Annotated in this window: 26 protein-coding genes and 1 riboswitch; of the genes, 5 read left to right on the top strand and 21 right to left on the bottom strand. The window is 59.5% G+C overall.

Annotated features, from left to right (window positions below; all coding sequences use genetic code 11):
* Window positions 1-5: 5 nt before the first annotated feature.
* Genes KBX14_RS03125 through KBX14_RS03100 form a run of 6 tightly spaced genes read right to left on the bottom strand, consistent with a single transcriptional unit; the run spans window position 6 to window position 3,823 of the window.
* On the bottom strand, window positions 6-869 hold the full coding sequence (locus tag KBX14_RS03125; protein ID WP_070362680.1) for a methyltransferase domain-containing protein: 864 nt from the start codon (window positions 867-869) through the stop codon (window positions 6-8).
* Between the two features lie 32 nt (window positions 870-901).
* Complete coding sequence (locus tag KBX14_RS03120; protein ID WP_070362681.1) at window positions 902-1,069, bottom strand: DUF3117 domain-containing protein; 168 nt, start codon at window positions 1,067-1,069, stop codon at window positions 902-904.
* Window positions 1,041-1,397 carry a hypothetical protein gene (locus tag KBX14_RS03115; RefSeq protein ID WP_070362682.1) on the bottom strand — a complete coding sequence of 119 codons (357 nt, stop codon included), beginning with the start codon at window positions 1,395-1,397 and terminating at the stop codon, window positions 1,041-1,043. Before KBX14_RS03115 ends, KBX14_RS03120 begins: the two co-directional genes overlap by 29 nt.
* A gap of 9 nt (window positions 1,398-1,406) precedes the next feature.
* Entirely contained in the window at window positions 1,407-2,180 is a 774-nt protein-coding gene (locus KBX14_RS03110) for a glucosyl-3-phosphoglycerate synthase (RefSeq protein ID WP_070479444.1), read from the bottom strand.
* Entirely contained in the window at window positions 2,180-3,016 is an 837-nt protein-coding gene (gene folP / locus KBX14_RS03105; protein WP_256041819.1) for a dihydropteroate synthase, read from the bottom strand. Before folP ends, KBX14_RS03110 begins: the two co-directional genes overlap by 1 nt.
* A 3-nt stretch (window positions 3,017-3,019) precedes the next feature.
* Window positions 3,020-3,823, bottom strand: a complete 804-nt coding sequence (locus KBX14_RS03100; protein WP_070362685.1) for a TIGR00730 family Rossman fold protein — start codon at window positions 3,821-3,823, stop codon at window positions 3,020-3,022.
* 114 nt (window positions 3,824-3,937) lie between these two features.
* Between KBX14_RS03100 and KBX14_RS03095 the strand changes: the two genes are divergently transcribed.
* The 3 genes from KBX14_RS03095 (at window position 3,938) to KBX14_RS03085 (ending at window position 7,767) form a co-directional block, all read left to right on the top strand.
* Window positions 3,938-4,876: a succinyltransferase gene (locus KBX14_RS03095; protein WP_256041818.1), complete on the top strand. Its 939-nt coding sequence runs from the start codon at window positions 3,938-3,940 to the stop codon at window positions 4,874-4,876.
* 93 nt (window positions 4,877-4,969) lie between these two features.
* Window positions 4,970-6,400: an amino acid permease gene (locus KBX14_RS03090; protein ID WP_256000418.1), complete on the top strand. Its 1,431-nt coding sequence runs from the start codon at window positions 4,970-4,972 to the stop codon at window positions 6,398-6,400.
* The gene (locus tag KBX14_RS03085) at window positions 6,397-7,767 is read left to right on the top strand and encodes an amino acid permease (RefSeq protein ID WP_252931067.1); all 1,371 of its coding nucleotides are present in this window, start codon (window positions 6,397-6,399) and stop codon (window positions 7,765-7,767) included. Before KBX14_RS03090 ends, KBX14_RS03085 begins: the two co-directional genes overlap by 4 nt.
* A 13-nt stretch (window positions 7,768-7,780) precedes the next feature.
* On the opposite strand, the gene KBX14_RS03080 is transcribed toward KBX14_RS03085, so the two are convergent.
* From KBX14_RS03080 to typA, 7 genes are read right to left on the bottom strand one after another with little or no spacing between them, the layout of a single operon-like run.
* Complete coding sequence (locus KBX14_RS03080) at window positions 7,781-8,317, bottom strand: GtrA family protein (RefSeq protein WP_256041853.1); 537 nt, start codon at window positions 8,315-8,317, stop codon at window positions 7,781-7,783.
* 30 nt (window positions 8,318-8,347) lie between these two features.
* Window positions 8,348-9,454, bottom strand: a complete 1,107-nt coding sequence (gene dapC / locus KBX14_RS03075; protein ID WP_256041817.1) for a succinyldiaminopimelate transaminase — start codon at window positions 9,452-9,454, stop codon at window positions 8,348-8,350.
* Between the two features lie 6 nt (window positions 9,455-9,460).
* The gene (gene fdxA / locus KBX14_RS03070) at window positions 9,461-9,787 is read right to left on the bottom strand and encodes a ferredoxin (protein WP_070362691.1); all 327 of its coding nucleotides are present in this window, start codon (window positions 9,785-9,787) and stop codon (window positions 9,461-9,463) included.
* Window positions 9,788-9,800: 13 nt separating this feature from the next.
* Window positions 9,801-10,178, bottom strand: a complete 378-nt coding sequence (locus tag KBX14_RS03065) for a hypothetical protein (protein ID WP_256000416.1) — start codon at window positions 10,176-10,178, stop codon at window positions 9,801-9,803.
* Window positions 10,175-11,050: an N-acetyl-1-D-myo-inositol-2-amino-2-deoxy-alpha-D-glucopyranoside deacetylase gene (mshB, locus tag KBX14_RS03060; protein ID WP_305083150.1), complete on the bottom strand. Its 876-nt coding sequence runs from the start codon at window positions 11,048-11,050 to the stop codon at window positions 10,175-10,177. Before mshB ends, KBX14_RS03065 begins: the two co-directional genes overlap by 4 nt.
* Window positions 11,034-12,713: an ABC transporter family substrate-binding protein gene (locus KBX14_RS03055; protein ID WP_070479431.1), complete on the bottom strand. Its 1,680-nt coding sequence runs from the start codon at window positions 12,711-12,713 to the stop codon at window positions 11,034-11,036. The genes mshB and KBX14_RS03055 overlap by 17 nt, the downstream gene beginning before the upstream one ends.
* 30 nt (window positions 12,714-12,743) lie before the next feature.
* Entirely contained in the window at window positions 12,744-14,660 is a 1,917-nt protein-coding gene (typA, locus tag KBX14_RS03050; RefSeq protein WP_070362695.1) for a translational GTPase TypA, read from the bottom strand.
* 181 nt (window positions 14,661-14,841) lie between these two features.
* Between typA and KBX14_RS03045 the strand changes: the two genes are divergently transcribed.
* Both KBX14_RS03045 and KBX14_RS03040 read left to right on the top strand, forming a co-directional pair.
* The gene (locus KBX14_RS03045) at window positions 14,842-15,531 is read left to right on the top strand and encodes a hypothetical protein (protein WP_256041816.1); all 690 of its coding nucleotides are present in this window, start codon (window positions 14,842-14,844) and stop codon (window positions 15,529-15,531) included.
* 7 nt (window positions 15,532-15,538) lie between these two features.
* The gene (locus KBX14_RS03040) at window positions 15,539-16,075 is read left to right on the top strand and encodes a DUF402 domain-containing protein (RefSeq protein ID WP_070362697.1); all 537 of its coding nucleotides are present in this window, start codon (window positions 15,539-15,541) and stop codon (window positions 16,073-16,075) included.
* Here KBX14_RS03040 and KBX14_RS03035 read toward each other — a convergent pair.
* From KBX14_RS03035 to KBX14_RS03000, 8 genes are all read right to left on the bottom strand, one after another.
* Complete coding sequence (locus tag KBX14_RS03035; protein WP_256041815.1) at window positions 16,072-16,551, bottom strand: (d)CMP kinase; 480 nt, start codon at window positions 16,549-16,551, stop codon at window positions 16,072-16,074. The two genes, KBX14_RS03040 and KBX14_RS03035, sit on opposite strands and share 4 nt — an antisense overlap.
* 3 nt (window positions 16,552-16,554) lie before the next feature.
* Complete coding sequence (locus tag KBX14_RS03030; RefSeq protein WP_070362699.1) at window positions 16,555-17,316, bottom strand: energy-coupling factor transporter transmembrane protein EcfT; 762 nt, start codon at window positions 17,314-17,316, stop codon at window positions 16,555-16,557.
* Complete coding sequence (locus tag KBX14_RS03025; protein WP_071573334.1) at window positions 17,313-18,671, bottom strand: ABC transporter ATP-binding protein; 1,359 nt, start codon at window positions 18,669-18,671, stop codon at window positions 17,313-17,315. The genes KBX14_RS03030 and KBX14_RS03025 overlap by 4 nt, the downstream gene beginning before the upstream one ends.
* A gap of 5 nt (window positions 18,672-18,676) precedes the next feature.
* Complete coding sequence (locus tag KBX14_RS03020; protein WP_070362701.1) at window positions 18,677-19,276, bottom strand: ECF transporter S component; 600 nt, start codon at window positions 19,274-19,276, stop codon at window positions 18,677-18,679.
* Window positions 19,272-19,387: riboswitch (TPP riboswitch) on the bottom strand. It overlaps the preceding gene by 5 nt.
* 97 nt (window positions 19,388-19,484) lie before the next feature.
* Window positions 19,485-21,164 carry an ABC transporter ATP-binding protein gene (locus KBX14_RS03015; RefSeq protein WP_256041814.1) on the bottom strand — a complete coding sequence of 560 codons (1,680 nt, stop codon included), beginning with the start codon at window positions 21,162-21,164 and terminating at the stop codon, window positions 19,485-19,487.
* Window positions 21,161-22,126, bottom strand: a complete 966-nt coding sequence (locus tag KBX14_RS03010; RefSeq protein ID WP_083290976.1) for an ABC transporter permease — start codon at window positions 22,124-22,126, stop codon at window positions 21,161-21,163. The genes KBX14_RS03015 and KBX14_RS03010 overlap by 4 nt, the downstream gene beginning before the upstream one ends.
* Window positions 22,119-23,045, bottom strand: a complete 927-nt coding sequence (locus KBX14_RS03005; RefSeq protein WP_070362704.1) for an ABC transporter permease — start codon at window positions 23,043-23,045, stop codon at window positions 22,119-22,121. Before KBX14_RS03005 ends, KBX14_RS03010 begins: the two co-directional genes overlap by 8 nt.
* 118 nt (window positions 23,046-23,163) lie before the next feature.
* A complete protein-coding gene (locus KBX14_RS03000) occupies window positions 23,164-24,771 on the bottom strand; it encodes an ABC transporter substrate-binding protein (protein WP_070362705.1) in 1,608 nt (535 codons plus the stop codon).
* Window positions 24,772-24,835: the final 64 nt, after the last annotated feature.

Raw genomic sequence — 24,835 nt, 5'->3', positions numbered from 1 at the left:
ACGGCTTACGCCTTGCGCAGGCGCACGAGCTGTGCATGCGCGGTTACGGTCATGTGATCCGGCAGGGCGTCAAGACGACGCGCCAACTCGCCCCGCTCAATGTGGCGGGCGGATGGGCTCATTCCGACCTGGGCCGCGATAGATTCGCGGTCCAAACGCATCGGGAAGACAAGTTCCTTTGGGTCTTCGGCCAGCTCCAGGTGGCCCTCTGACTGCTCGACGAGGCGGTCCAGCTTGCCGGGCTCGACGCCTAAGATACCGAGGGGTTCACGCAGCTCATCGAGGTGGCCTTGATCCGCAATGAGCGCTACAACCTGGCCGTCATCCGCAAGCACGCGAGCGAATTCTGCTGGGTTACGCGGGGCAAACACCACGGTAATCGCGTGGATGCTCCCGGTCGCAATTGGAAGCTGTTGCCACACATCGGCCACAATCGAGCCGATTCGCGGATGTGCCTTTGCAAGATACTTCGCAGCTGGAACCGAGATATCAAGTCCGACGCCGCGCGCGCCAACCACGGAGTCCAGGGTGTGCGACAGGTAGTAGCCGGTCCCCGCGCCAACCTCGAGGATCGCCGGGTGGTCTTCCTCAGGCGCGCTGAGGTCAAGCACGTGTTCTACGTGCTCCGTCATCGCTTCAACGAACGGGGCGAAGTGCCCCTGCGACAAAAATGACTCGCGGGAGAGGACCATCTCCAACGAGTCACCGACATGTTGCAGACCTTTTCCGCTCGCCAGCGTAACGTAGCCCTGCTTCGCCACATCGTACGAGTGGCCACTTTCGGAAACGAGGCGTGAAAACTCCTCTTCACCACAAAGAGGAGTAAGGTCTATAGGATCTGCCAGCACATCAATTATGTCTTTGAGCATGCTGGATATATTACCTTAAGTTTAGAGAATTCTTATCCTACGGCTTCAATCAGCAGATTTCCGAGCTCAGTTGCCTCTTCCTTGCTCATCTCGATGACCAGGCGGCCGCCCCCGTCGGACGGAATTCTCATGACAATCTTCCGGCTTTCTTCTGCGGCTTCCATTGGTCCATTACCGGTGCGCGGCTTCATTGCTGCCATCTGTCGCTTCTCCTTCAGTCAAAACGTTTGTATCCAATACTACGCTGTTTTCGGTTAGCTGACTGATAGTCGGAGCAAAGCCGTACTTTTCACCGAGTGCGGTAAGCAAGTCATCGACCTGGTCCATCCGGTAGCCACGGTGCACCACTTCAAGGTGCACGTCTCCAATGTTGCCCTCCTCAACTGCGAGCCGGTTCGCGGACTTGACGTCCTCGGTCTCCATCATGGGTGGCAGCTGTTCGCCGCGCCCAAACAGCTGGCTAAAGAGCAAGAAACCAAGCACGCAAAAAACGGCAATGGCGATAATCAGGATGATCCAAGAAAGCATGTCATCATACTAGCGTTCAGCGCTCAGAATTTCGCACCAGGGCGGCCGTTGCCTCGTCTTCTGTTCGGAACCTAGCTGTCCGGATACCAACGCCCTGTCGAGAATTGTCGACGCCACCACGTCCGCCATCGGCCCCAGCTCCTCAAGCGGGCGGTTGCGGTGTACGCGAGTTCCAAGATCCGCTTCCGCAATAGCATTGCGTCCATACCTGGCGAAGGTGTCGATGAGCAGCCCCGACTCAACGCCGTATCCCGCCACGAACGGCAGGCGCAGCGCTGTATCTCGCCGTATTGCATATTCGCCGGCCAGTGGCTGACCAATATCACTCAATGCTGGGAAAAACCGTCGTAGCAAAGGCTTTGCAGTCAGTTCCGTGACACGCCCGCCGCCAGAAGGCCGCCCGTCCAGGGATCTTTTGTAACGAGCTTTCACAAGGTGGATCTCCGGGGTCTTGAAGGGCTCGATGAGTGCATCAATCCACCACGGCTCGAGGGAGGTGACGTCGGCGTCGATAAACACGACGAACTCTCCGCGCGCGGCCTTCACACCGCGCCACAGTGCTTCGCCCTTGCCTTCCTGCGGTTCAATCGCGCTGACCTCGCGCCAGTTCACCACACGAGCCCCCGCCCTGGCGGCAAGCGTCGCGGTGTCGTCGTGTGAATCCGAGTCGATGACCAGTACTTCCCCATCGCGCCGAACTGCATCTGCAACGCAGCAGCGTCGCACAACGTGTCCGACGGTTGCGGCCTCGTTCAGCGCCGGGATGACCACACTGACGCGCACTACGCAAGCCCCCGCACGGTATTGATCGGTGGCATATGTCCCTGGATGGCGGCGGTCATTCGGATCACGTCGAGGGTTTCGGCGACTTCGTGGACGCGAAAGGCTGCGACACCGCGTGCGGCGGACCACGCTGTCGCTGCGAGCGTCCCTGCGACTCGCTCGCCAACTGCACGGTCGAGCGTCTCGCCGACGAAGTCTTTGTTGCTCAGCGCCATGAGCACTGGCCACCCTGTTGCGACGAGCTCGTCGACTCGGCGCAGCAACTCCAGTCCATGGAAGGTGTTCTTGCCGAAGTCGTGCGTTGGGTCGATCATCACGAGATCTTCGGGCACGCCGCAAGCAACGGCGCGCTCGGCGAGCGCTGTGGTTTCCCGGATGACGTCGGCGACGACATCGTCGTAGTGGACGCGGTGTGGGCGTGTGCGAGGTACCGCACCGCCGGTGTGGGAGCAGACGTACCCAACGCGATGCGCCCCGGCGACCTCGACAAGCTCGGGATCGTAGCCAGCCCAGGTGTCGTTGATTAGGTCCGCACCCGCCTCGATTGCGGTCTGTGCGACGTCGGCGCGCCAGGTGTCCACGCTGATGCGTATTGACGGGTGCCGGAGGCGGATGCCCCGGATGACAGGGACGACCCGTTCGATCTCCTCTACGGGGTCGACTTCGTCGCCGGGACCTGCTTTTACCCCGCCGACGTCGACAATCGACGCTCCCTGCGCGATCACCGTATCGGCTCGATCCAGTGCTCGCTCTATCGCGAACGTTGCTCCTTTGTCGTAAAACGAATCTGGCGTCCGGTTGATGATCGCCATTACCTCTGCGATGCGGCCAGGCATCTGTTAGACGTCCTCGTTGTGAGCATCTCGCAGGCGCGCGTCTGTCATCACCTTATGTGCGTGCACGATGTGCGCGATCGCGTCGTCGACGGAGTCGGTGACGTAGAACAGGGATTCATCGCCCGGCGAGATGAGGCCGCGGCCGAGCAGCTGCTCCTCAATCCACGCAACCAGGCCGGACCAGAACTCGGTGCCCATGAGCACTATCGGGAAGTTGGTGACCTTTTGGGTTTGCACCATCACGAGCGTTTCGAACAGCTCGTCCATGGTCCCGTACCCGCCCGGCAGCGCGATGAACGCCTGCGAGTACTTCAAGAACATTGTCTTGCGCGCGAAGAAGTAGCGGAAGTTCAGGCCCAGGTCGACCCAATCGTTAAGCGTTTGTTCGAACGGCAACTCAATTCCGAGCCCCACCGAGATGCCGTCGGCATCGTGGGCACCGCGGTTCGGCCCCTCCATCAAGCCTGGACCGCCACCAGTGATGACCGCGTATCCCGCCTCGACGAGCGCCTTGCCTACCTCGCATGACAGCGCATACTCTTCCGTGCCTTCGTTGAGGCGCGCGGAGCCAAACACAGTGACCGCCTTCGGCAAGTCGCTCAGTGCGTCGAAGCCTGCGACAAACTCAGACTGGATTCGCATCACACGCCACGGGTCCGCGTGCTTCCAGTCGTGGTCGCTGTAGCCCAAGGACTCCAGGAGGCGACGGTCGTGCGTCGTCGGCTGTTCGGTGTCCTCGCTTCGCAGCATGATTGGGCCGCGCAGTTTTCGCTCCTTGTCCGGTCGCGGTGACTTGTGAGGTGCCATGGGTCCTTCCTTCCTCAAAACACGTTGAGTTCGACTCTGCCAAAAACTTATATGCTAGGCCAACCCCTCCCCGCTTGTCGTCCGAGTCCGGCCCTTTGTGACTGTGCGTTTAAGATGACAAGCATGTTACAAGGAGCGCAGGCCACAGGTATTGCCAATATTTCGCTGGACGGTACGGTACTCGACACCTGGTACCCTTCCCCTTCACTTATCGACGACCCCTCCGGCCTCACTTCCGGGTCCCGCAGAGTCAGCGCGCACGAACTTGGGGACGCATTCCTCAGCCTGGTGGGCATGGACTCGGACCGGCTCGTCGAGCACGTGCCGGTGCGCACCACAATCGCGGACCTGTCCCAAGCCCCTGTGGGTGCCCACGACGTATATCTTCGGCTCCACCTGCTCTCCCACCGCCTGGTGCGCCCCTTCGAAGTCAACATGGAAGACTGCCTCGAACACCTCGAGCCGGTGGTATGGACGAATAAGGGTCCATGCTTGGCGGATAACTTCGAATTCGTGCGAACTCGCCTGCGTAGCAGGGGCAACATCCACGTCTACGGCATCGAGCGGCTTCCCCGCATGGTCGACTACGTGGTGCCGACTGGGGTCTCAATTTCTGAGGCGGAGCGCGTCCGCCTCGGGGCCTACTTGGCTCCGGGAACGTCCGTGATCCGTGAGGGCTACGTCTCGCACAACTCCGGCGCTCTTGGACCGGCAAAGATTGAGGGGCGACTCTCCTCCGCTGTCACGGTTGGTGAAGGTACCGAGGTGGCGTTGTCGGCGGTGCTGATGGCTGCGCGCGGCAGCGGACATAACCGGATCCCGCTACGAGTCGGACGCAATTGCACGCTTCACCCCGCATCGGGTGTAATCGGGGTGGATCTCGGGGACAACTGTGAGATCGGTGTCAATGTGATGCTGGAGCCGTCGACAATTATCTACGACACAAGAAATGAGACACATATTCCAGCAAGTGAGATTGCTGGTCAGAGTGATATCAGCATCCACCAAGAGCCGGCAAGCACCACGCCCGTACTGCGCGCGCGAAGCAGCTAACGCTCTACTTTTACGGGCCGAATTCGCAGTGCACGGGGCGACACAACTGCGAATGATAGGCATGAAAGTACATGAGTGTTTAAGGTAATTGCCATGTCTTTGAAAGCTTCACCGGTTGTTACCCCAACTCGGGCGTCGACATCGTTACAGCGCGGACTGAAGACCCGGCACCTGACCATGATGGGCCTCGGCTCAGCAATTGGCGCCGGGCTCTTCCTTGGCACTGGTGTGGGTATCGCCGCAGCAGGCCCCGCTGTCATCATTGCGTACATGATCGCTGGCGCAATCACCGTGTGCATCATGCAGATGCTCGCGGAGATGGTTGCCGCGCGCCCTTCTTCGGGCACGTTTTCTACCTACGCGGAACAGGCCTTCGGTCCGTGGGCAGGCTTTGCCATCGGCTGGCTCTACTGGTTCATGATGATCATGATCATGGCCGTCGAGATCACCGGCGCTTCCGCCATCATCGCATCATGGCTCGCGGTGTCTCCGTGGATCCCGGCGCTGACAGCGATTGTTATCTTCACGGCGATTAACTTCGCCGCAGTGCGAAACCTCGGCGAATTCGAGTTCTGGTTTGCCCTGATTAAGGTCACCGTGATTTGTCTCTTCCTCGCCCTCGGCGTGGCGTTGTGGCTGGGGCTCCTGCCGGGAACGTCGTTCGTCGGCACAACGAACATTGCCGAGTTCGGGTTCATGCCGAACGGCTGGGGTGGCGTCGCCACGGCACTGCTCGCAGTTGCGTTCGCATTCGGCGGTATTGAGCTGGTCACCATCGCGGCGGCCGAATCCGAAGACCCCGAGGTTGCCGTGCACTCCGCGATCCGCTCCATCATCTGGAGAATCGGCATCTTCTACATCGGATCCGTGTTGCTCATCGTCTTGCTGCTGCCATACGAAGACATCGGTGGGGCGAACGACGCTTCCGAGTCCCCGTTTACCGCCGTGCTGCACTTGGCAAACATTCCGGGCGCGGTAGGCATTATGGAAGCCGTCATCGTCATCGCGCTGCTCTCCGCGTGCAACACACAGATCTACGGTTCTTCCAGGTTCCTCCACAACCTGGCCCTGCGCGGCGACGCCCCCGAGGCTTTCGCACGCACCGACCACCGCGGCGTACCGATGCGCGCCGTCGTGCTCTCCGTGTTCTTCGGCTTCGTAGCTGTCGCACTGCAGTACTGGAATCCCCCTGGACTGCTCGCATTCCTGCTCAACGCGGTAGGCGGCTGCCTGATCGTGTTGTGGTTCGCCATCACATTCTCGTTCCTGCGCATTCACCCGCAGCTAGTGAAGCGCAACGAGATCACGCACGTTCGCATGTGGGCTCCAGGAGTCTTGCCGTGGGCAACGGTTGTACTGGCGGGAGCCATCGTGGTGCTCATGCTGACCAACCCTGACGGCCGCTTCCAAATGTTCGCGGTAGCAGTCGTCGTGGGCATCATTTCAATCGCTGGTGTCCTCTGGACCCGCACCGACACTTTCCAACAACGCGCTAAGGACGCCGCCGAGAGGAACATCCGATGACAACTCAACGCAACACTGAATCCGACGACGCCACGCTGGGCACCGGCCTCAAATCGCGTCACCTGACCCTGATGGGTCTGGGCATGGCGGTAGGCGCCGGTCTCTTCCTCGGAGTAGGCGTCGGCATCCGGGCCGCAGGCCCCGCCATCTTGGTCGCATACGCGATCGCAGGCCTGATTGTTATCTCGGTTATGCGCATGCTCGGCGAGATGGCTGCAGCCCGCCCGTCTTCCGGCTCGTTCGCGACGTACGGGCGTCAGGCGTTCGGCCACTGGGCAGGCTTCCTGTTGGGCTGGCTCTACTGGTTCCTCCTCATCATGGTTGGTGGCGCCGAGATCACCGGCGCAGCCGCAATTATGTCTGGCTGGTTTGGCGTCCCCCAATGGGTTCCAGCGCTGGTCACAGTGGTATTCTTCGCCGTCATCAACCTCGCGCAGGTGAAAGGCTTTGGCGAGTTTGAGTACTGGTTCGCCATGATTAAGGTCGCCGTCATTATCCTCTTCTTGGCCATCGGCGCCGCGCTCTTCCTCGGCATCCTCCCCGGCCACGACTTCGTCGGCCTGGACAACGTCCGAGAGTCGGGCTTCATGCCGAACGGCTTCGCCGGCGTCGCCGCTGGGCTGCTCGCCGTGGCGTTCGCCTTCGGCGGTATCGAGGTTGTCACCATCGCGGCGGCAGAGTCGGAGAACCCCGCGCAGGCCGTCAAGCGCGCGGTCAACTCCATTATCTGGCGCATCGCACTCTTCTACATCGGAAGCATCATCGTCATCATCTTGCTGATCCCATACGCACAGATCGACGGTGCCGACTCCGCTGCAGATTCACCATTCACCCAGGTGCTCAGCATGGCAAACATCCCAGGCGTCGTCGGGTTCATGGAGGCCGTCATCGTCCTGGCGCTGCTCTCCGCGTTCAATGCCCAGATTTACGGCACGTCTCGCCTCGCCTACCAACAGGCGCTCGAAGGCGACGCGCCGCGCTGGCTTCGCGCCACGAACAAGAACGCCGTCCCAATGAACTCCGTATTGGTGTCGATGTTCTTCGCCTTCGCCGCAGTCGGCCTGCAGTGGTGGAACCCACCAGGGCTGCTCGACTTCCTCATGAACGCCGTCGGCGGCTGCCTCATGGTCACGTGGGTAATGATCACGCTGAGCTACATCCGACTGCACCCGCAGATCAAGAACTCCGCAGTGCAGGTACGCGGAGCGACCTGGGTTCCGTGGGCAACGCTGATTGCCCTCGTGGGACTCACCGTCCTCATGCTTTTCGACGCCTCCACCAGAGGCCAAATTATCGCGGTCCTCATCGTCTCCGCGGTATTGATCGGCGCATCTTTCCTGGTGCGCCCATCCAAGGAAAGCGTCTAACGGGCAAGCAAAACTAGGAAGACGCGGACGTTTTCGGAGCTGTTTTCGGCTTCGAAAACGTCCAAATTTTATTAATGATGTAGTTCACCGGTGTCGCGATCAGCGTCGCCAGGCCCTGCGACCAGTAGGACTTCGTGCGAAGACCGGTGGAGTCGTCGAAAATACTGTCCGGCAAGCCAATTGGGGAGTTCGGGTTCATAAACAACGTCAAGAACACCAGCGAAACAACGAATGCCATCACGCCGGTGGTGAGGAACGGGAAAAACCCGCGGATCCACGAACGCCGCTGCGGGCCACGGAACGTCCACGCCCTGTTGAGTTGGAAGTTCCACGTGTTTGCCACAAGGAACGCCACGGTTGCAAGCACGTGGTACCACCGGACGTTAAAGCGGGTGCCGAAGAGGTTAAAAAAGATGTCGCCTTCGTGAAGGTCGAAGCCGGCGTCGATCGCTTTCTTAGTGAGGTAGAACACCAAAAGATTGACCAGGACGCCGGAGCCTCCCACAATGCCGAAGCGCAAAAACTCGCGCAGGCTTCGAAGCGCACGCATCCCACGATGCTCTGTTGGAGTGGTCACGTGTTACTCCGAGAGTCGCTGTGCGGCCTCAGCGATGGCCTCGTCGGAAGCCGTGAGGCCAACTCGAACATGCTGTGAGCCGCCAGGGCCGTAAAAGTCTCCTGGCGCAACGAGGATTCCACGCTGCGCGAACCAGTCGAGCGTCTGGCGGGCATCTGCGCCTTCCCTGCGTGTCCAGAGGTACAGCCCGGCCTCCGAATGGTCAACGCTGCACCCTGCCGCGAGCAGCGCGCGCAAGAGTGTCACCCGACGGTTGGCGTAGCGAAGCCGCTGGAGTGTTTCGTGTTGGTCGTCGCTCAGCGCCGCCAAAGTTGCTGCTTGGATTGGTCCTGGCACCATCATTCCGGTGTGCTTGCGCAACAGCAGAAGTTCTTGCACCAGCTTCTCGTCACCAGCGATGAAACCGACTCTGTAAGAGGCCATATTCGATGTCTTTGACAGCGAATGCAAGACCAAGAGGTTGGTGTTGTCACCACCGCTGACCGCCGGGTCAAGCAGCGATACCGGCCTGCGGTCCTCATCCCAGGCAAGGCCCATGTAACACTCGTCTGAGGCGATGATCGCGCCGGTTTCCCGCGCGTAGTCAACCCATACGCGCATCTCCTCTGCGGAGAGGACGCGACCGGTTGGGTTGCTCGGGGTGTTTAAGAATACTAGCGACGCACCATCGACTGGAACGTCAGATCGCACGACCTTGCATCCCGCTATGATCGCGGCCACCTCGTAGGTTGGGTACGCGATCTCCGGGATCACCACTATGCCACCGCGCAGGTTGAGCAGGGTTGGAAGCCACGCGACAGCCTCCTTTGTGCCGATGACGGGAAGCACAGCGTCTGTGTGCAGGCCCTGAATGTTGTATCGGCGCTCCAGCGAGTCGGCAATCGCTTGGCGTAGTTCCGCCGACCCCTGCGTCGGCGGGTAGCCAGGCGCAGCGGCATGCTCAGCCAGGGCAAGCTGGATGGAAGGGTCGACTGAATCTACCGGTGTCCCGACCGAGAGGTCAATGAGTCCGCCGGGATGGCTGGCTGCCTTCTGCTTGACATCGAGGATGGTATCCCAAGGGAACTCCGGTAGCTGCTCCTCTAAGCCGGCGCGATGGTGCGTGCTCATGCAGGTTTAACCGTCCTGGTTCTGCGGTGGTAGCGCCTCCACGAATGGGTGGTCGAAATCCTGTGGCCCAAGCTTTGTCGCCCCGCCTGGCGATCCGAGCTCGTCGAAAAAGCCGACGTTTGCGTCGTAGTACTCGGCCCATTCCTCCGGGGTGTCATCCTCGTAAAAGATGGCCTCTACCGGGCAAGCTGGCTCACATGCACCGCAGTCGACGCACTCGTCTGGGTGAATGTAGAGCATGCGCTTGCCCTCATAGATGCAGTCGACTGGGCATTCTTCGACGCAGCTGCGGTCCATTACGTCCACGCATGGTTGAGCAATCACATAAGTCATGCGTTCCAGTATGTCACTTTCGACCGAAAAGGGGCCAAACGCCCCCACCCAAACCCGCAAAAAGGAGCAGCAGCGTCAGCGGGCTCGCGGGGAGCACGACCGCTCCCCGCGCCGGGAGAGCGATAAGCAGAACAAAGAAACCTACCACCCAAACAATGAGTGGAACGAGCTTGACCAGCAGATGATCTGACCACAGCGCCGCAGTCTTCGTGAGCACCGCATTAAAGAGCGCAGCGATGACTACCGTAAACGGCACCGCGATTCCAACAATACGTGTGTCCAAGTTGACAGCTTCTAACAAAAGTGAAATGAGCGCGCCGACAGAAAGCCAGATGAGACCTGCTGCTTTCTCGCCGCGGGCAATGTCCGCCTTGAAACGGGTTTCAGTCATCGCTCAAGTCCGCTGAGCACATCCGACGTGTCGACGACCGCTTCGCCACCGCCCAGTTGGAAATGCTCCCACGGCTGAATCGGCTGCACAATCAAGTTGGACAGCGCGTAGTACATGACTGGCCCCTTGCCCAGCACCGCGTGCGGGTTCGTCGCGCTGGTCCGCCCGTCCGCAACCCAGATTTGTGTCGCATGCGCCGCCATCGCAGCGATTTTGGCGCTGTACGCCTCAACGTCCAGGCGCACCGAAACATCGACGCTGTCCACGCCGTCGAGCTCGCCAGGCTTTGGCAAGCGCCAGCCTTCAGGCGCGACCTCAGGCAAAAGTGCGTCGGTTTCCTCCCTCCTGCGCACTGCCCACAGGATGCGCGGGATATCAAACTCCTCAGCGGCCTCGTGCACGATCTCGTGCGCACGAATATGATCCGGGTGCCCGTACCCACCGTCGGGGCCGTAGGTCAAAACGAGGTGTGGACGCTCCCGGCGCAGTACTTCCAGCAGCGCGTCGACTGCGCGACGCCCGCTATTGACAAATGCACGTGGGTTCTTGCTGGCCTCCGATCCCGCCATCCCACTGTCACGGAAGCAACCAGCGCCACCAAGGAACTCACCGCGGACGCCGATCGCCTGGAGCGCGCCGTGCAGCTCCGCAATGCGGAACCCGCCTAGCTGATCACCATGGTCATTCGTCAGCAGTTGATATGGCTCTCCAATGACCTCGCCTTCCTCCCCTAACGTGCAGGTCACCACTAATACGTCTGCGCCGCGTCGCGCGAGGTCAAACAGCGTTCCGGCCATGGTGATGGACTCGTCGTCGGGGTGCGCGTGCACGGCGAGCACCCGGTAGCCCTGTAGGTCACGGGAGTTGTGCATGATTAATCCGATCTCCTTCGTTTCGTTTCGGTTGCAGGCGCCACGAAGCGGCCGTCGATAAGCCTGCTTTCCAGTTATTCAAATCTGCATCCGGCCCGATGATGCCCTCCCCGAGGGCGATAATACGACGCTCGCGCGCAATCGGCATCCATAGTGCCTCTTGCTCGAGCACCTCATTGACCGCCTCGGTGGCCTGCTTAAGCCCGTACGAACCGGCCAAGATTTCTTTCGCAAGCCCCACCGACTGAGGTTCACAAAAACCGGCGAGGTTGCCTGCACGAGGGGCGCCAGCGACGCAGTCCAAGCGACTCGCAGCATCCGGCAAATTTTCCGGATCGTGTTGCCACGCCACCAAAACATCAACGGTATTTTCCTCGAGACCTGAGCGAATCAGCGAACCGAAATCCGTCGCGACAACTCGTGCCGACACTCCACGATCGTGCAGCATGTCCGCCATCGATCGAGCCGCTGCTACCGCTGCAGGATCTGCAAGATCGGCACCAATGCGTATCGCACCGTGAGCCGCAACGTGTTGATACACCGCGTGCGGCTCATGCGTGCTCACTTGACCGTGCTTTGCAACCGAAACATCAGCCGTGCGGTCCAACGCAATGCTTGCAAGCAGCGGAACGTCGATCAGCGAACGAAGCTCCGAACGAACCTCAGGCGACATCCCAGACGTCGCAGAAAGCACAGCGCCTAGCACCCGTGGCGTATCGAGCATCCGCGTCTGCACACCCGGTACCAGGCTGAGCACGCGCCCGGTCGTCTCGCTAGGAACCCGATCCACAAACACCAGCTGGCCGGTGCGCAGCTGATCTGCAATCTGGGTGGTCCCGCGTACCGCGTGCAGCGTCAAAATATCTATCTTGGCAGGATTCGCCGCCCAAAACCGATCATTGCGGTTCAGCGTAATCGTTCCACGACCACGGTCTACCCCGCGCACCATGTACCGGCCAGCAGAAACCGGAATCGTGTCGCGCAGCGCCACCCCGAAATCAGAGCCGTCGGCTGCAAACACATGCGCCGGCAGCAAGTGGTCGAAAAGGCCACGCCAATCCGCAACCGGCTCAGCGAAGTCAACGTCGACGACCTTGCCCGTCGCGCCACTGACACGCACGGCATCGATCGCGCGATACCCGGCCGGATTTCGCACTCCTGGCGTGTCCCGCATCCCCCGCCACAGGTACACAAAGTCCGCACCGGTCACCGGCGTGCCATCAGACCATTGCGCGGTCTCGCGAATGATGTAGCGCACCGTCATTGCACGCGGCGATTCTGAGAGCACCGTCGCCCCATTGAGCAGTGCGGAATTTCTCACCCCATCATGAAATGCGCTGGGAAGCACCAGATTCGCCACACTCTTCACAACCGCAGATTCATCAGCGATAAGGTGCGGGTTCAGCCCGTTTCGGAGCGAATCCACACCAACCTCCACCTGGGAGCGCACGCGAGTCTTGCCCTCCGGTCGAGCGGAAGTAGTCGTGGAATCCTCTTGCTCGTACATCTCACGAGCAGCAACATCGTTCGGATCAACGAGAGGCGGCGGGCCAGGCGACGCGGCACATGCAGAAAGCGCAACCACGCCAGAGCACGCAAACAGCGCCACGCCGACTCGCAGTGATCGCGAGCGACGTGGCGCTGAAAAGATGTGCGGATTCATCGCAGTAGATACTACCGCACCAGTGCGTAACTACTTATTGCGCTGCTTTGCACGTGAACGGGCACGGCCACGCTCCGTGGAGTCGAGGATGATCTTGCGCACGCGCATCGCCTCCGGAGCGACCTCAACGCACTCATCCTCGTCGCAGAACTCAATTGCCTCATCCAAGGACAGCGTACGGGCCTTCGCCAACGTGACGGTCGCGTCGGCGGTTGCGGAGCGCATGTTCGTCAGCTTCTTTTCCTTCGTGATGTTGATGTCCATATCCTCATCACGGTTGTTCGCACCAACGACCATGCCCTCGTAGGTCTCTGCACCAGGCTCCACGAAGAAATCGCCACGGTCCGCGAGTTGCGTCAGCGCGTACGCGGTGACCTGGCCAGAGCGGTCAGCGACCAGCGAACCGGTCGGACGGCCCTTGATCTCGCCCGCCCATGGGCGGTGCTCAATCGAGTAGGAGTTCGCAATGCCAGCGCCACGGGTCTCGGTCAGAAACGTCGTACGGAAGCCAATCAGGCCACGAGCCGGAACATCGAACTCCATGCGAACCCAATCGCCGGAGCCCGTGTTGCCCATTGCCGTCATCTGGCCCTTGCGGGCCGCCATCAGCTGGGTAACAGCACCCTGGTGTTCGGAGGGGACGTCGATAACCATGTGATCGTACGGCTCGTACACCTTGCCGTCGATCTCCTTGGTCACGACCTGTGGCTTACCAACGGTCAGCTCAAAGCCTTCACGACGCATCGTCTCGATCAACACGGTCAGGGCCATCTCACCGCGTCCTTGCACCTCCCAGGTATCCGGACGCTCGGTCGGCAACACCTTGATGGAGACGTTACCGATAAGCTCCTGGTCAAGGCGCGCCTTGACCATGCGGGCGGTCAGCTTATCGCCACCGTTGCGACCAGCCATCGGCGAGGTGTTCACGCCGATGGTCATCGAAATTGCAGGGTCATCGATCTTGATACGCTCCAGCGGCTCAATGTGGTCGACATCGCACAGCGTGTCACCAATCATGATTTCGTCGATGCCGGAAACAGCGGCAATATCGCCAGCAACTACGCCGTCCTTCGCCGGAACTCGGTCGAGCCCCTCGGTGACCAGCAGCTCGGCAATCTTCACGTTCTTCACGTGCTGCTCACCCTCGGCGTCATAGTGCACCCAAGCAACAGTGTCGCCCTTCTTGACGGTGCCCTTGTACACGCGAATCAGCGCGATACGGCCCAGGAACGAAGAGGAGTCAAGGTTCGTGACCTGCGCCTGCAGCGGTGCATCGATCTCAGCGGAAGGCTCCGGCAGCACGTCGTAGATGACGTTGAACAACGGGAGCAGATCATCATTGTCAGGCAGATTACCGTTGCCTGGGTTCTCGAGCGAAGCCCGGCCAGCGCGACCCGACGTGTACAGCACAGGGAGCTCGAGCAGGTTCTCCGCGGCCTCTGCTGCCTCCGGATCCTCCAGCCCCGCACCAAGCTCGAGCAGCAGGTCCTGGGCCTCTTCAACGACTTCGTCAATGCGGGCATCCGGGCGGTCGGTCTTGTTTACACAGATGATGACCGGCTTCTTCGCTTCCAACGCCTTGCCCAGCACGAAACGAGTCTGCGGCAGCGGGCCTTCGGAGGCGTCGATAAGCAAGACAACGCCGTCAACCATGGACAGGCCACGCTCGACCTCACCACCGAAGTCGGCGTGACCCGGCGTATCGATCACATTAATAACAAGGTCTGTACCGTTCTTGCCCTTCCCCTTGCGGCGGATAGCGGTATTCTTCGCCAAAATGGTGATGCCACGCTCGGACTCGAGCTCGCCGGAATCCATCACGCGGTCACCGTGTTCGCCGTGGTCAGAGAATACGCCGGACTGCTCCAGCATTGCATTGACCAATGTAGTCTTGCCGTGGTCGACGTGAGCGACAATCGCTACGTTTCGAAATTCAGGATGCGACACTGAAACCGGTGCTCCTTCGCATAGGTGGAAATAACGGTTAAATGCTACTCGCAAAGCACAAAACATGCACCTTGTAGCCCGCTCCCCACTTGACGCTGTTACAAAAGTGACTATTGTGTCTAGGGTTATGGCTTTTCGACGGCCACCCTACCTGTCATGCGAAGGAAAGTTAGGTCACCACGTGCGCCCCTCCCACTTCACGCGTCGCGCCGCGATCCGCCTTACTACGCTCTGCGCTGCGTGCGCCCTCGTTACTGCACCACTCGCGAGCGCTCAGCAGCCCAGCATTCCGTCATCTCTCTCATCCGCGGTTGATGGACTCGGACGCCCTACGAACAACACCGTTGCTCGCGTCAACCAGTTCGCAGATCAACCCTTCGTACCGCCACAGGTAGCTAACGCACTGCGCACCGCCGTAAACTTCTTCGCCGGTACAGGCGAGGTTGGCGGCCCGCCACTGCCAAAAGACGCACCGGCGTTTACGCAGTTCTACTGGCCGACGGTCTCTAGTAACTGCATCGGTCCAGGCCTGCACTCCACGGCCTCCGCGCTCGTTGTACCTGGACCCGCACCCGCACCAGTCCCAGGCGCCAAAGCTGGGGAAGCCACATTCGTGTTTACCGCCCTCGGTACTCCACCGGCGGCAGAGCGTCAAGGCCTCATGAACGCGTACTGGATCAACCTCAACTCCGGCAAGACCGGTGTAACGCCGCTTGCGAATAATCAGATAAACCCAACAGGACCAACCACCCTGTCCGCAACCGCAAAAACAGGGCCCGGCAAAGTCCTCGCAGTGATCAATGGTGCCGCGCGCACCGAAAACAATGTCTGTCACTTCGCCCCAACAGCAGCACAGTTCAACGTAAGGTAATCGGCCTATGACCGTCGATCTTCATCCAGTGAAGCAGGAAACCTTCGACATCTCCGCGAAGGTCAACACCGATCCGAAGGGGTTCCTGCGCCAGGTGGATGTCTTCACGACGACCAACTTCGGCCTCTACATGGCCCGAGGCGCAAACCACCCACGGTTTGGATACTTGGAAAGCTGGCTGCTTCCATCGCTTGGTCTCCGCGCAAACATCTTCCACTTCCGCCAAGGCATCGATGTACAACAAGATTTCTACTTCGACGTCGCAGATATCACCGAAACAGATGGCGTCTGGCAGACGCGCGACCTCTACGTCGACCTAGTGTCCCTGACCGGACGTCCGATCGAAGTCCTTGACATCGACGAGCTTGCCGCGGCGACGTCCGCAGGGCTTATCACTGCAGAAGAAGCTGAACGCGCCATGGAAGTGACCCTCAACGCCGTCGAGGGAATTACCCGCCACGGCGACGACGCGATGCGGTGGCTCTCCAGCCTCGGCATCGACCTCACTTGGGCAGAGCGCGTCACGCTCACCCCGGCTGACTAACGCCGCTCAATAGTCACGTCGAAGTAAACGACACCTCGCCTAGCTCTGTGCTCCTGCTCCTGGGCCGCCCACATATCCCAAAACGGCGCATACCCTGGGTCACGCTGCAACGCCCGCGAACGACGCAGCGACTCTGCCGCCTCTACCCACAGCGTGTTCACACAGCCACGCGCCCGCGCCGCCGCGATCGACGCCTCGGTCACTGCACCAACGCCCTCAATAATAAGGTCGCCTTCTGGGTCAAGGCTGACCCACTCCCCGCGGCGTTGACGCTCCCAGTCCCAACGCCAGTATCCCGGCTCATTGAGCGAAAGTACATCCCGCTCCACAATTCTGGATCCTTCTTCAAGCCCGCTCCAGCCAGGATAAAACTCATCGCAATGCACCACTCGAACGCTGAGCGCAGCACCAATTTGTTCAGCCAATGTGGTTTTGCCGGCGCCGGAGGGGCCGTCGATAAGCAGTGTGTAAGCCATGAGCTACGAGACGCTCCACACTGGCCGGAAGTACCCAGTGGCAACTGAAAGCCCCAGCGCGACGCACGCGACAGCGATGCATACAACCATGACAACCCAATCGCGCCTGGTAAGCCGCGACTCTCGAGCCCACGTACGCTTTTGCGGGCCGCCGAATGCGCGAGCCTCCATCGCGGTAGCAAGCTTGCCTGCCCTGCGCAGAGACATCACCAGCAAGCCGAAGGCCAACGAAAACCAATACTTCACGCGTCCCGTATCAGCAATGCCACGGGCACGGCGCGCCATTCGCATCGCCTCAACATCCTCACGAAGCAGCGTCAACATACGAAACGCAGCGACTGATCCCAGAACGAAGCGCTCTGGCAGCTTCAACACCTGGGACAGCCCATCGCCAAGATCCGTTGGATCCACGTGCGCAGACAACACAATGACGGGCAGCGCAATGGCAAACACGCGAAGCACCATTGATAATGCGAGCGAAATGGACAGCTCCGTCACATGGATGAGACCCCACTCAAGGTAGGTTTCCCCACCTGACTGGCCGTATAGCGCCATCGGGATACCCGCGAGCGGGGCAACAACAAGAATTGGTAACGCGCGTTTGAAAAACGTCCTAAATGACAGCCCGCACAGCGGCACGACTGCCAGCGTAAACGCAATGGCGACAACTGCAGAAACCCAATCGATCGTCACCATAAGCGGTGTAGTCAGCAACGCCAATCCCAGAATCCGTGTTACCGGATTCACCCCATTGAGCACGTTCATTCCCGCACCCCGCCTTCCGCATTCGTCTCGTTGCGCAGCTCCTCCATATGGTCGCCCAACGAACTGACGAAGGCCTCATCGTGAGTAATTGAGATGATGGTTTTCCCCTCGTCGGCCAACTCGCGTATCAATGAAACTATCTCTACAAAGGTTTTGTCATCCTGCCCAAAGGTCGGCTCATCAAGAATGAGGAGCTCAGGGGCATTCACTAGCGCAGTCGCTACCGAAAGCCTGCGCTTCTCTCCTCCTGAAAGTGTAAAGGGATTTGCTGCTACTACGTGTTCAAGCTTCAGTCGTTGCAACAGCTCATCGACGCGGTGTGCCGACGCACCCGACAACGCAACTTCATCGCGCACATTCGCGGTCACGAACTGATGCTCCGGTTCCTGGAACACATAACCAATCCGTTGGGCCAAGTCCTTCGACTTCCAGCGGTGCGACGGTGTAGTCAGCCCGCTTCGAATCCGCGGCGAGTACTCCAAAGTGCCACTGAGTGGCGCGACGAGCCCAGCGAGCGCTTGCACTAGCGTCGTCTTTCCAACACCGTTCTTGCCTGTAATCACGGTAGAAAAGCCCTCTGGTACCGCGATGTTGCGGGGTGAACCGAATGCAACCCGGAGATTCTCAGTACGCAGCGCGCTTACCGCGCTGGCAGGGACCTTCAACGCTGGCGGCAACTGCGGTGGCATTGGGAGCTGATCCGGGCCGCTGCGCTGTAGCCCATCCGCGGTGAGGTGGTAGAACGTGTCCACGAAGCCTACCCAGTGTGCAGGTCGGTGCTCCACCACAATCAAGGTCGCCCCTGTGCGGCGACACACGGCATCGACTGCCCGCACAACATCGTCGCGCCCTTCCGGGTCAAGGTTTGCCGTCGGCTCATCCAGCAGAATGATGTCAGCGCCCATGGCCAATACTCCCGCCAATGTGAGTCGCTGCTTCTGCCCACCAGAAAGGTGCGCGGTGTTGTGGTCCAACGGCACATCCAGGCCCACTGCATCCAGCGCAGCGCGCACACGGGGCCAGATTTCCTCTGGCGGAATCCCCATATTCTCGGCACCAAACGCAACGTCGTCGCCAACGCGAGTCAAAATCGTTTGTGCCTCTGGGTCCTGCATCACCATGCCAACCGTGCCGTTGACACTCACGGAGCCAAGAACTTGGCCTTCCTCACCATCTGCCGCCAACCCAGCTAAAACGGCAAGCAGCGTTGACTTGCCAGCGCCAGAGTCTCCCGTGAGCAGCACGCGCTCCCCACGAGAGACGGTCAAGTCCACCCCGGTAAACGCAGGCTTCGGGCGAGTCGCGTGTTTATAGCCCAGGCCCTGTGCCTGGATGACCTGGTCCCCCGTAGCCACCGAGGCTACACCTCCTGTTGGAACCGCTCGCGTCCTGCACCGAAGCGGTCAAGCGCACCAGTCTTAGCCAGAGCATCAACCAAGAGTTTTGCAACAATACCAGCAAGCAACGCGCCCGATACCAGCATGCAGCTGAGGTAAATCACGTTGAACGCCAGGCCCATCGCGAAGTTGGCAGACAGGAACAGCTCAAGCACGAACGCGCCCACTGCGCTGCCCATACCGGCAAGCACCGCCACAGTCGTCGAAAACTTCTTGTAGGCGAAGATCAGGAACACGATCTCTGCACCGAGACCCTGTGCCAATCCTGAATACAGCGTCTCGATCCCCCACTGGCTTCCGATGACCGCGGACACAGACGCCGCCAGCACTTCCACGAACACCGCAGCGCCAGGCTTGCGAATTACCAACCCACCAAGCGTGCCACCGAGGAACCAGATACCGGTGAACAGGCCACCAAGCCCCGGGGTGAGCGCATCAAAGGCCTTAAATCCTGCGTACCCGACGCTGTTCCACATCCAAAAAATGAGCCCGCATGCCACCCCCAAAACGGCTGCAGTAACAATATCAATGACACGCCACGAATGGCTTCCACGCGTATTCATACGCTTACATTCCTCCCTAAACGCCGGCATTACCCGGATCAGGTTCAACGGTTCGCTTGTGCATCTCAGCCTTCGCTTTTCTCTCCAACGAAGACACCCGTGTATGAAGTTGTGACAATACTGTACATTCCCTAAACGCTACGCCACAATCGCAGTATTCATCGCTGCGATTGTGGCGTAACGCACGTAACAAATCAGCAGGTGGGACCTACTCTCCTACTCCCAATTCAATGTTGAGACCAGGCACCGAATTAATCAGGTTCTGTGTATACGGATCCTGAGGGTTATCGAAGATGTCATCGGCCCGGCCCTGCTCCACTGCCTTACCCTGCCGCATCACCACGATGTCATCAGCAGTCTGGCGAACCACCGCCAGGTCGTGAGTGATGAACAGGTATGAAAGGCGCATCTCCTCCTGCAGCTGAGTCAGCAACTGGAGAATCTGGTTTTGAACGAGCACGTCCAACGCCGAAACAGCCTCGTCGAGGACAATCACTTCCGGACCCAATGCTATCGCGCGTGCAATTGCGATGCGCTGGCGCTGGCCACCGGATAGCTCATTCGGGTATCGACGCATCGCCGATCGCGGCATCTGCACCAGATCAAGCAGCTCGGCGACTCGCGCCTCGCGCTCCTTTCGGTTACCGACCTTGTGCAGCGTCAACGGTTCCTCAATGCAGCGGTAAATGGAATACATCGGGTCCAGCGAACCATATGGATTCTGGAACACCACCTGCATTTTGCGGCGCATTTCAAACAACTCGCGCCCTTTAAGCTTCGCGATATCTTGTCCTTCAAACAAGACACGGCCACTCGTTGGCTCCAAGAGGCGAAGCGCCATGTTCGCCACCGTGGACTTACCGGAGCCGGACTCACCGACGAGCGCAAGCGTTGTGCCGCGGCGAACATCGAACGTGACGTCGTCTACAGCACGAAGCACCTTCTGCTTGCCCTTCTGCCCACGGACGTCGAACTCTTTCACCAAGTTCTGCACGCTCAGCACCACTTCTTCGGAGTCGTGGTGTCCCGAGGCGAGCTCCTCGCTGGACTCAATGCCCTGAGCTTTCGCGCTCTGGATACGAGCGGATGCCAAGGAAGGTGCGGCAGTAACGAGGCGCTTCGTGTACGGGTGCTGCGGGTTGCGCAGAATCTGCAGGCTCGGACCTTTTTCAACGATGCGTCCGCGGTGCATGACTAGCAGGTGATCTGCGCGCTCGGCGGCCAGTCCCAAGTCGTGCGTGATGAACAGCAGCGCTGTGCCGAGTTCCTCCGTCAGCGTCTCCAGGTGGTCGAGAATCTTCTTCTGCACCGTCACATCCAACGCGGATGTTGGCTCGTCGGCAATCAACAACTCTGGGCGTGCCGCGAGACCGATAGCGATGAGCGCACGCTGTCGCATACCACCCGAAAACTCGTGCGGGTACTGTTTGGCGCGGCGTTCGGCCTCTGGAAGTCCCGCTTCCTCGAGCAGTTGGACGACGCGTGCGTGACGTTCAGAGCCCTCCACAACATGGTTTGCGCGGAGGGACTCCTCTACCTGTGTGCCAATCCTCCACACTGGATTGAGGTTGCTCATCGGGTCCTGTGGCACCAGACCAATCTTGTTACCCCGGACCTTCTGCCACCCCTTCTCATCAAGCTCGGTGAGCTCTTCACCGTTGAGTTTGATGGAACCATTGGTGACCTTGCCTGTTCCGGGCAACAATCCCAGGATGGACATCGCTGCAGTGGACTTTCCCGACCCGGACTCGCCCACGATAGCGATCGACTGGCCTGGATACACCGTCAGGTCGAAGTCACGCACCGCTTCGACAACACCGGTAGTTGACTCGAATGTAACTTTCAGGTCCGCTATCTCGAGTAGCGGTTGATCTTGTAACTCGCTCATCGTTTCCTCGATTTAGGGTCAAGGGCGTCGCGTACGGCGTCACCCATCATGATGAAGCTCAGCACTGTCAGTGCCAAAGCAATTGCAGGGTAGAACAGCACCATGGGCTGGGTCCTCAGGGATGCCTGTGCGGCAGAAATGTCGCCGCCCCACGAGACGACTGTCGTCGGCAAACCGATGCCGAGGAACGACAGCGTTGCCTCTGCGACGATGAACGTACCCAGCGCGACGGTAGCGTACACAATGATCGGTGCTGCCGCGTTGGGCAGGATGTGCGAGAAGATAATCCGCACGTCACTCGCTCCGAGCGCGCGTGCCGCGGTGACGAACTCGTCGTTTTTCACGCCCATCACCGCGCCGCGCGCGATTCTCGCGATCTGCGTCCAACCGAACATAGAGAGCGCGAACACCACCATCCAGATGGAGCGCTGGTTCTGGAACATGGACATCACCACGATCGCTGCCAGCACGAGTGGTACAGCGAAGAAGATATCCGTCAAGCGAGACAGCAAGGTGTCCCAGATACCGCCGTAGAAACCGGCGATCGCGCCGATCAGTGAACCTAGGACCGTCACGACGATCGTAGTAAGCACACCGACTGTGACCGATGCACGCGCACCATAAATTGTGCGAGCGTAAATGTCGCAGCCTTGACGGTCAAAGCCAAACGGGTGACCGGACTCCGGCGCGCCAAGTGAGCGAGACAACATGCACTCACGCGGGTCCACGCTAGTAAACAGGCCCGGCACCAGGGCAAGCAAAATGGCGAACAAAATCAGGAGTGCGGATACCCAAAACAGAGGACGGCGTCGCAACGCGCGCCAGGCCTCTCCCCACTGACTTGTGGGAGCGGACTCGTCCTGTACTGCGTCAACAGCACCGAGTCCGGTTTCGTCCGTTTCCGCGATGAAATACTCCTGCCCAGCGCGGGCAGCTGCTGTGAGATCTTGAGAGTTATGCATAGCGGATCCTTGGGTCAAGTACTGCGTAGAGCAGGTCAACTATCAGGTTGGCAACGATGTAGATGATCACCAGCACGGTGGTAAAGGACACGACTGTCGCGGGCTCACCTTTAATGATGGCCTGGTAGATCGTGCCACCGACACCGTTGATGCCGAAGATGCCTTCTGTCACAATCGCACCGCCCATGAGCGCGCCGAGGTCAGCGCCCAAGAACGTCACCACTGGAATGAGGGAGTTTCGCAGCACGTGGCGGGACATCACTGTGCCCTTAGACAGACCCTTAGCACGTGCGGTGCGCACATAGTCCGCGCGGAGGTTATCGCTGATGGATTGTCTGGTCAATCGAATCACGTACGCGCACGATAAGGCACCCAACACGACGGCAGGCATCAACAAGGCAATGAAAGACTCATTCCTGCCCACTGTTACGGGGAGCAAGCCCCACCGCACGCCCACGAGGTACTGCAGCACGAAGCCGATGACAAAGGACGGCACTGCGATTACGAACAGGGACACAACCAGCACGGTCGAATCAAAAATTCCACCGCGGCGGATTCCTGCGAAGAATCCGAAGAGAATGCCGAAGAACGCCTCAAACGCGAGTGCCATCAGGCCGAGCTTGATGGTTACCGGAAACGCATTTGCCATCACAGAGGCGACGGGCTGGCCAGAGAAAGTCTTTCCGAAGTCGCCAACCATAATGCCCTTCAGATAGAGCAGGTACTGGACGATGAAAGGTTTATCGAGGTTGTATTCGGCTTCAATGCGCGCTCTCGCGGCCTCGGTCAAGCCACGATCGCCGCCGAGGGCCTGGACAGGATCACCGGGCATGAGGAACACCAGCGCATAGAGCAGCAGCGTGGCCCCAAAGAACACGGGAATCATCTGAAGGAGCCGTCGCCCGATATATCGCAACATGGTTGCAGGCTCTCCTTAATTCTTCGTTTTGAACATGAGCTTATGGACGCACCCAAACCCAACACCCCGCATGCTTGTACGCAGGCGGGGTGGGATGGGTCAGAGCGTAGGGGTTTTGTTACTTCTTGGTGATTTGCGTGTACACCGGAACGGACTTCCAGTTGAACGCGACGTTCTCAACGTTCTCCGAGGAGCCACCGTTGACGTTCGCGTACCACAGTGGAACTGCCGGCAAGTCCTTCAGGAGCTGCTCCTGCACCTTGTTGTAGATAGGTGTAGCGGCTTCGACGTCGCCTGCAGCAGCGGCTTCCTTCAGCAGGTTGTCCACCTCAGGGTTAGCGTAGTCACCGTCGTTGGAACCACCATTGGAGGCGTACAGCGGGCTCAGGAAGTTACCCAGCGATGGGTAGTCTGCCTGCCAGCCGGTACGGAATGCGCCCTTGATGGTCCTATTCGTGACGTCATCACGCAGGGACTTGAAGTCTGGGTATGCGTTGCCAACTGCATCGATGCCAAGGGTGTTGCGGATGGAGTTTGCAACTGCATCGACCCATGCCTGGTGGCCGCCATCAGCGTTGTAGGACAAGGAGAACTCGCCGGTGAATGGTTTGATCTTGTCTGCTTCAGCCCACAGGCGCTTTGCTTCCTCTGGGTTGTACTCGAGTACCTCTGCCCCGTTGAGCGAATCAGAGTGGCCAGGGATGACTGGCGAGGTGAAGTCGGTCGCCGGGGTGCGGGTGCCCTGGAAGATCGTCTTCGTGATTTCATCACGGTCGATCGCCATCGAGATAGCTTGACGACGCAGCTGTCCTTCCTCACCGTTGAAGTGCTCCAGGTTCTCCGGAATGGTGAAGGACTGGAAGATTGCCGAAGGCTGGTTTACTGCGCGGTCACCCAATTCCGTTTCGTAGCTTGCGAATGCGGAATCTGGAATAGCGTCGAGAACGTCCAGGTTGCCCGCGAGCAGGTCAGCATATGCAGCATCCTGCTGTGCGTAGAAGACGAAAGTCACGCCATCGTTCTGCGGCTTCTTGTCGCCAGCGTACTCCTCATTCGGAACGATGGTTGCGTCCTGGTTGTGGTTCCACTCCGCCAGCTTGTATGGGCCGTTGGAGATCGGGTTCTCACCGTAGGCGTCGATGTCTTCGAACGCCGAAGGGTGCATTGGGAAGAACGCGGAGTAGCCAAGGCGGGTTGGGAAATCCGCCTCAGGCTGGCTCAGCTCGATGGTAAAGGTCTTATCGTCGATGACGTTGAGGCCCTCAAGGGTTGGCACGCCTTCTGGGTCGTAGCCCTTGATGGATTCAAAGAAGCTCTCGCCGAGCAGCGAATTCGCAACGATGTAGTTCCATGCGTCAACAAAGTCGTTCGCCGTAACTGGAGTTCCGTCCTGCCACTTCACGCCGTCTTTCAGCGTGACTTTGTAGAGGGTGTCGCCCTCAAGGTCGATGGACTCTGCAAGGTCGTTGTGGATCTTGCCCTCGGTGTCGTAGTAGACGAGGCCCGAGAAGATCTCATCAATAATGCGTCCGCCACCAGTCTCGTTCGTGTTGCCCGGAATCAGTGGGTTCTGTGGCTCGGTGCCGTATGCCAGTACATAGTTGTCGCCGCCGGTCGACTCAGTCTGACCGCTCGCAGCCTCATCGTTGCCGGATCCACCACACGCAGCCAATCCGAGTGTGAGGGTTCCTACCGCCAAGATCGCTGCAGCTTTTACTGTCCGCACAGCGCCTCCTTCAGATTGTTGTTAGCTAGCTTCAATTACCTTCATTCAAGTGGACTACATCACA

This window comes from Corynebacterium sp. CCUG 61414 (assembly GCF_024453945.1).
GTDB classification, from domain to species: domain Bacteria; phylum Actinomycetota; class Actinomycetes; order Mycobacteriales; family Mycobacteriaceae; genus Corynebacterium; species Corynebacterium pseudogenitalium.
Note: the sequence above shows the minus strand (reverse complement) of the source record. Positions and strands in the feature narration are given on the sequence as shown.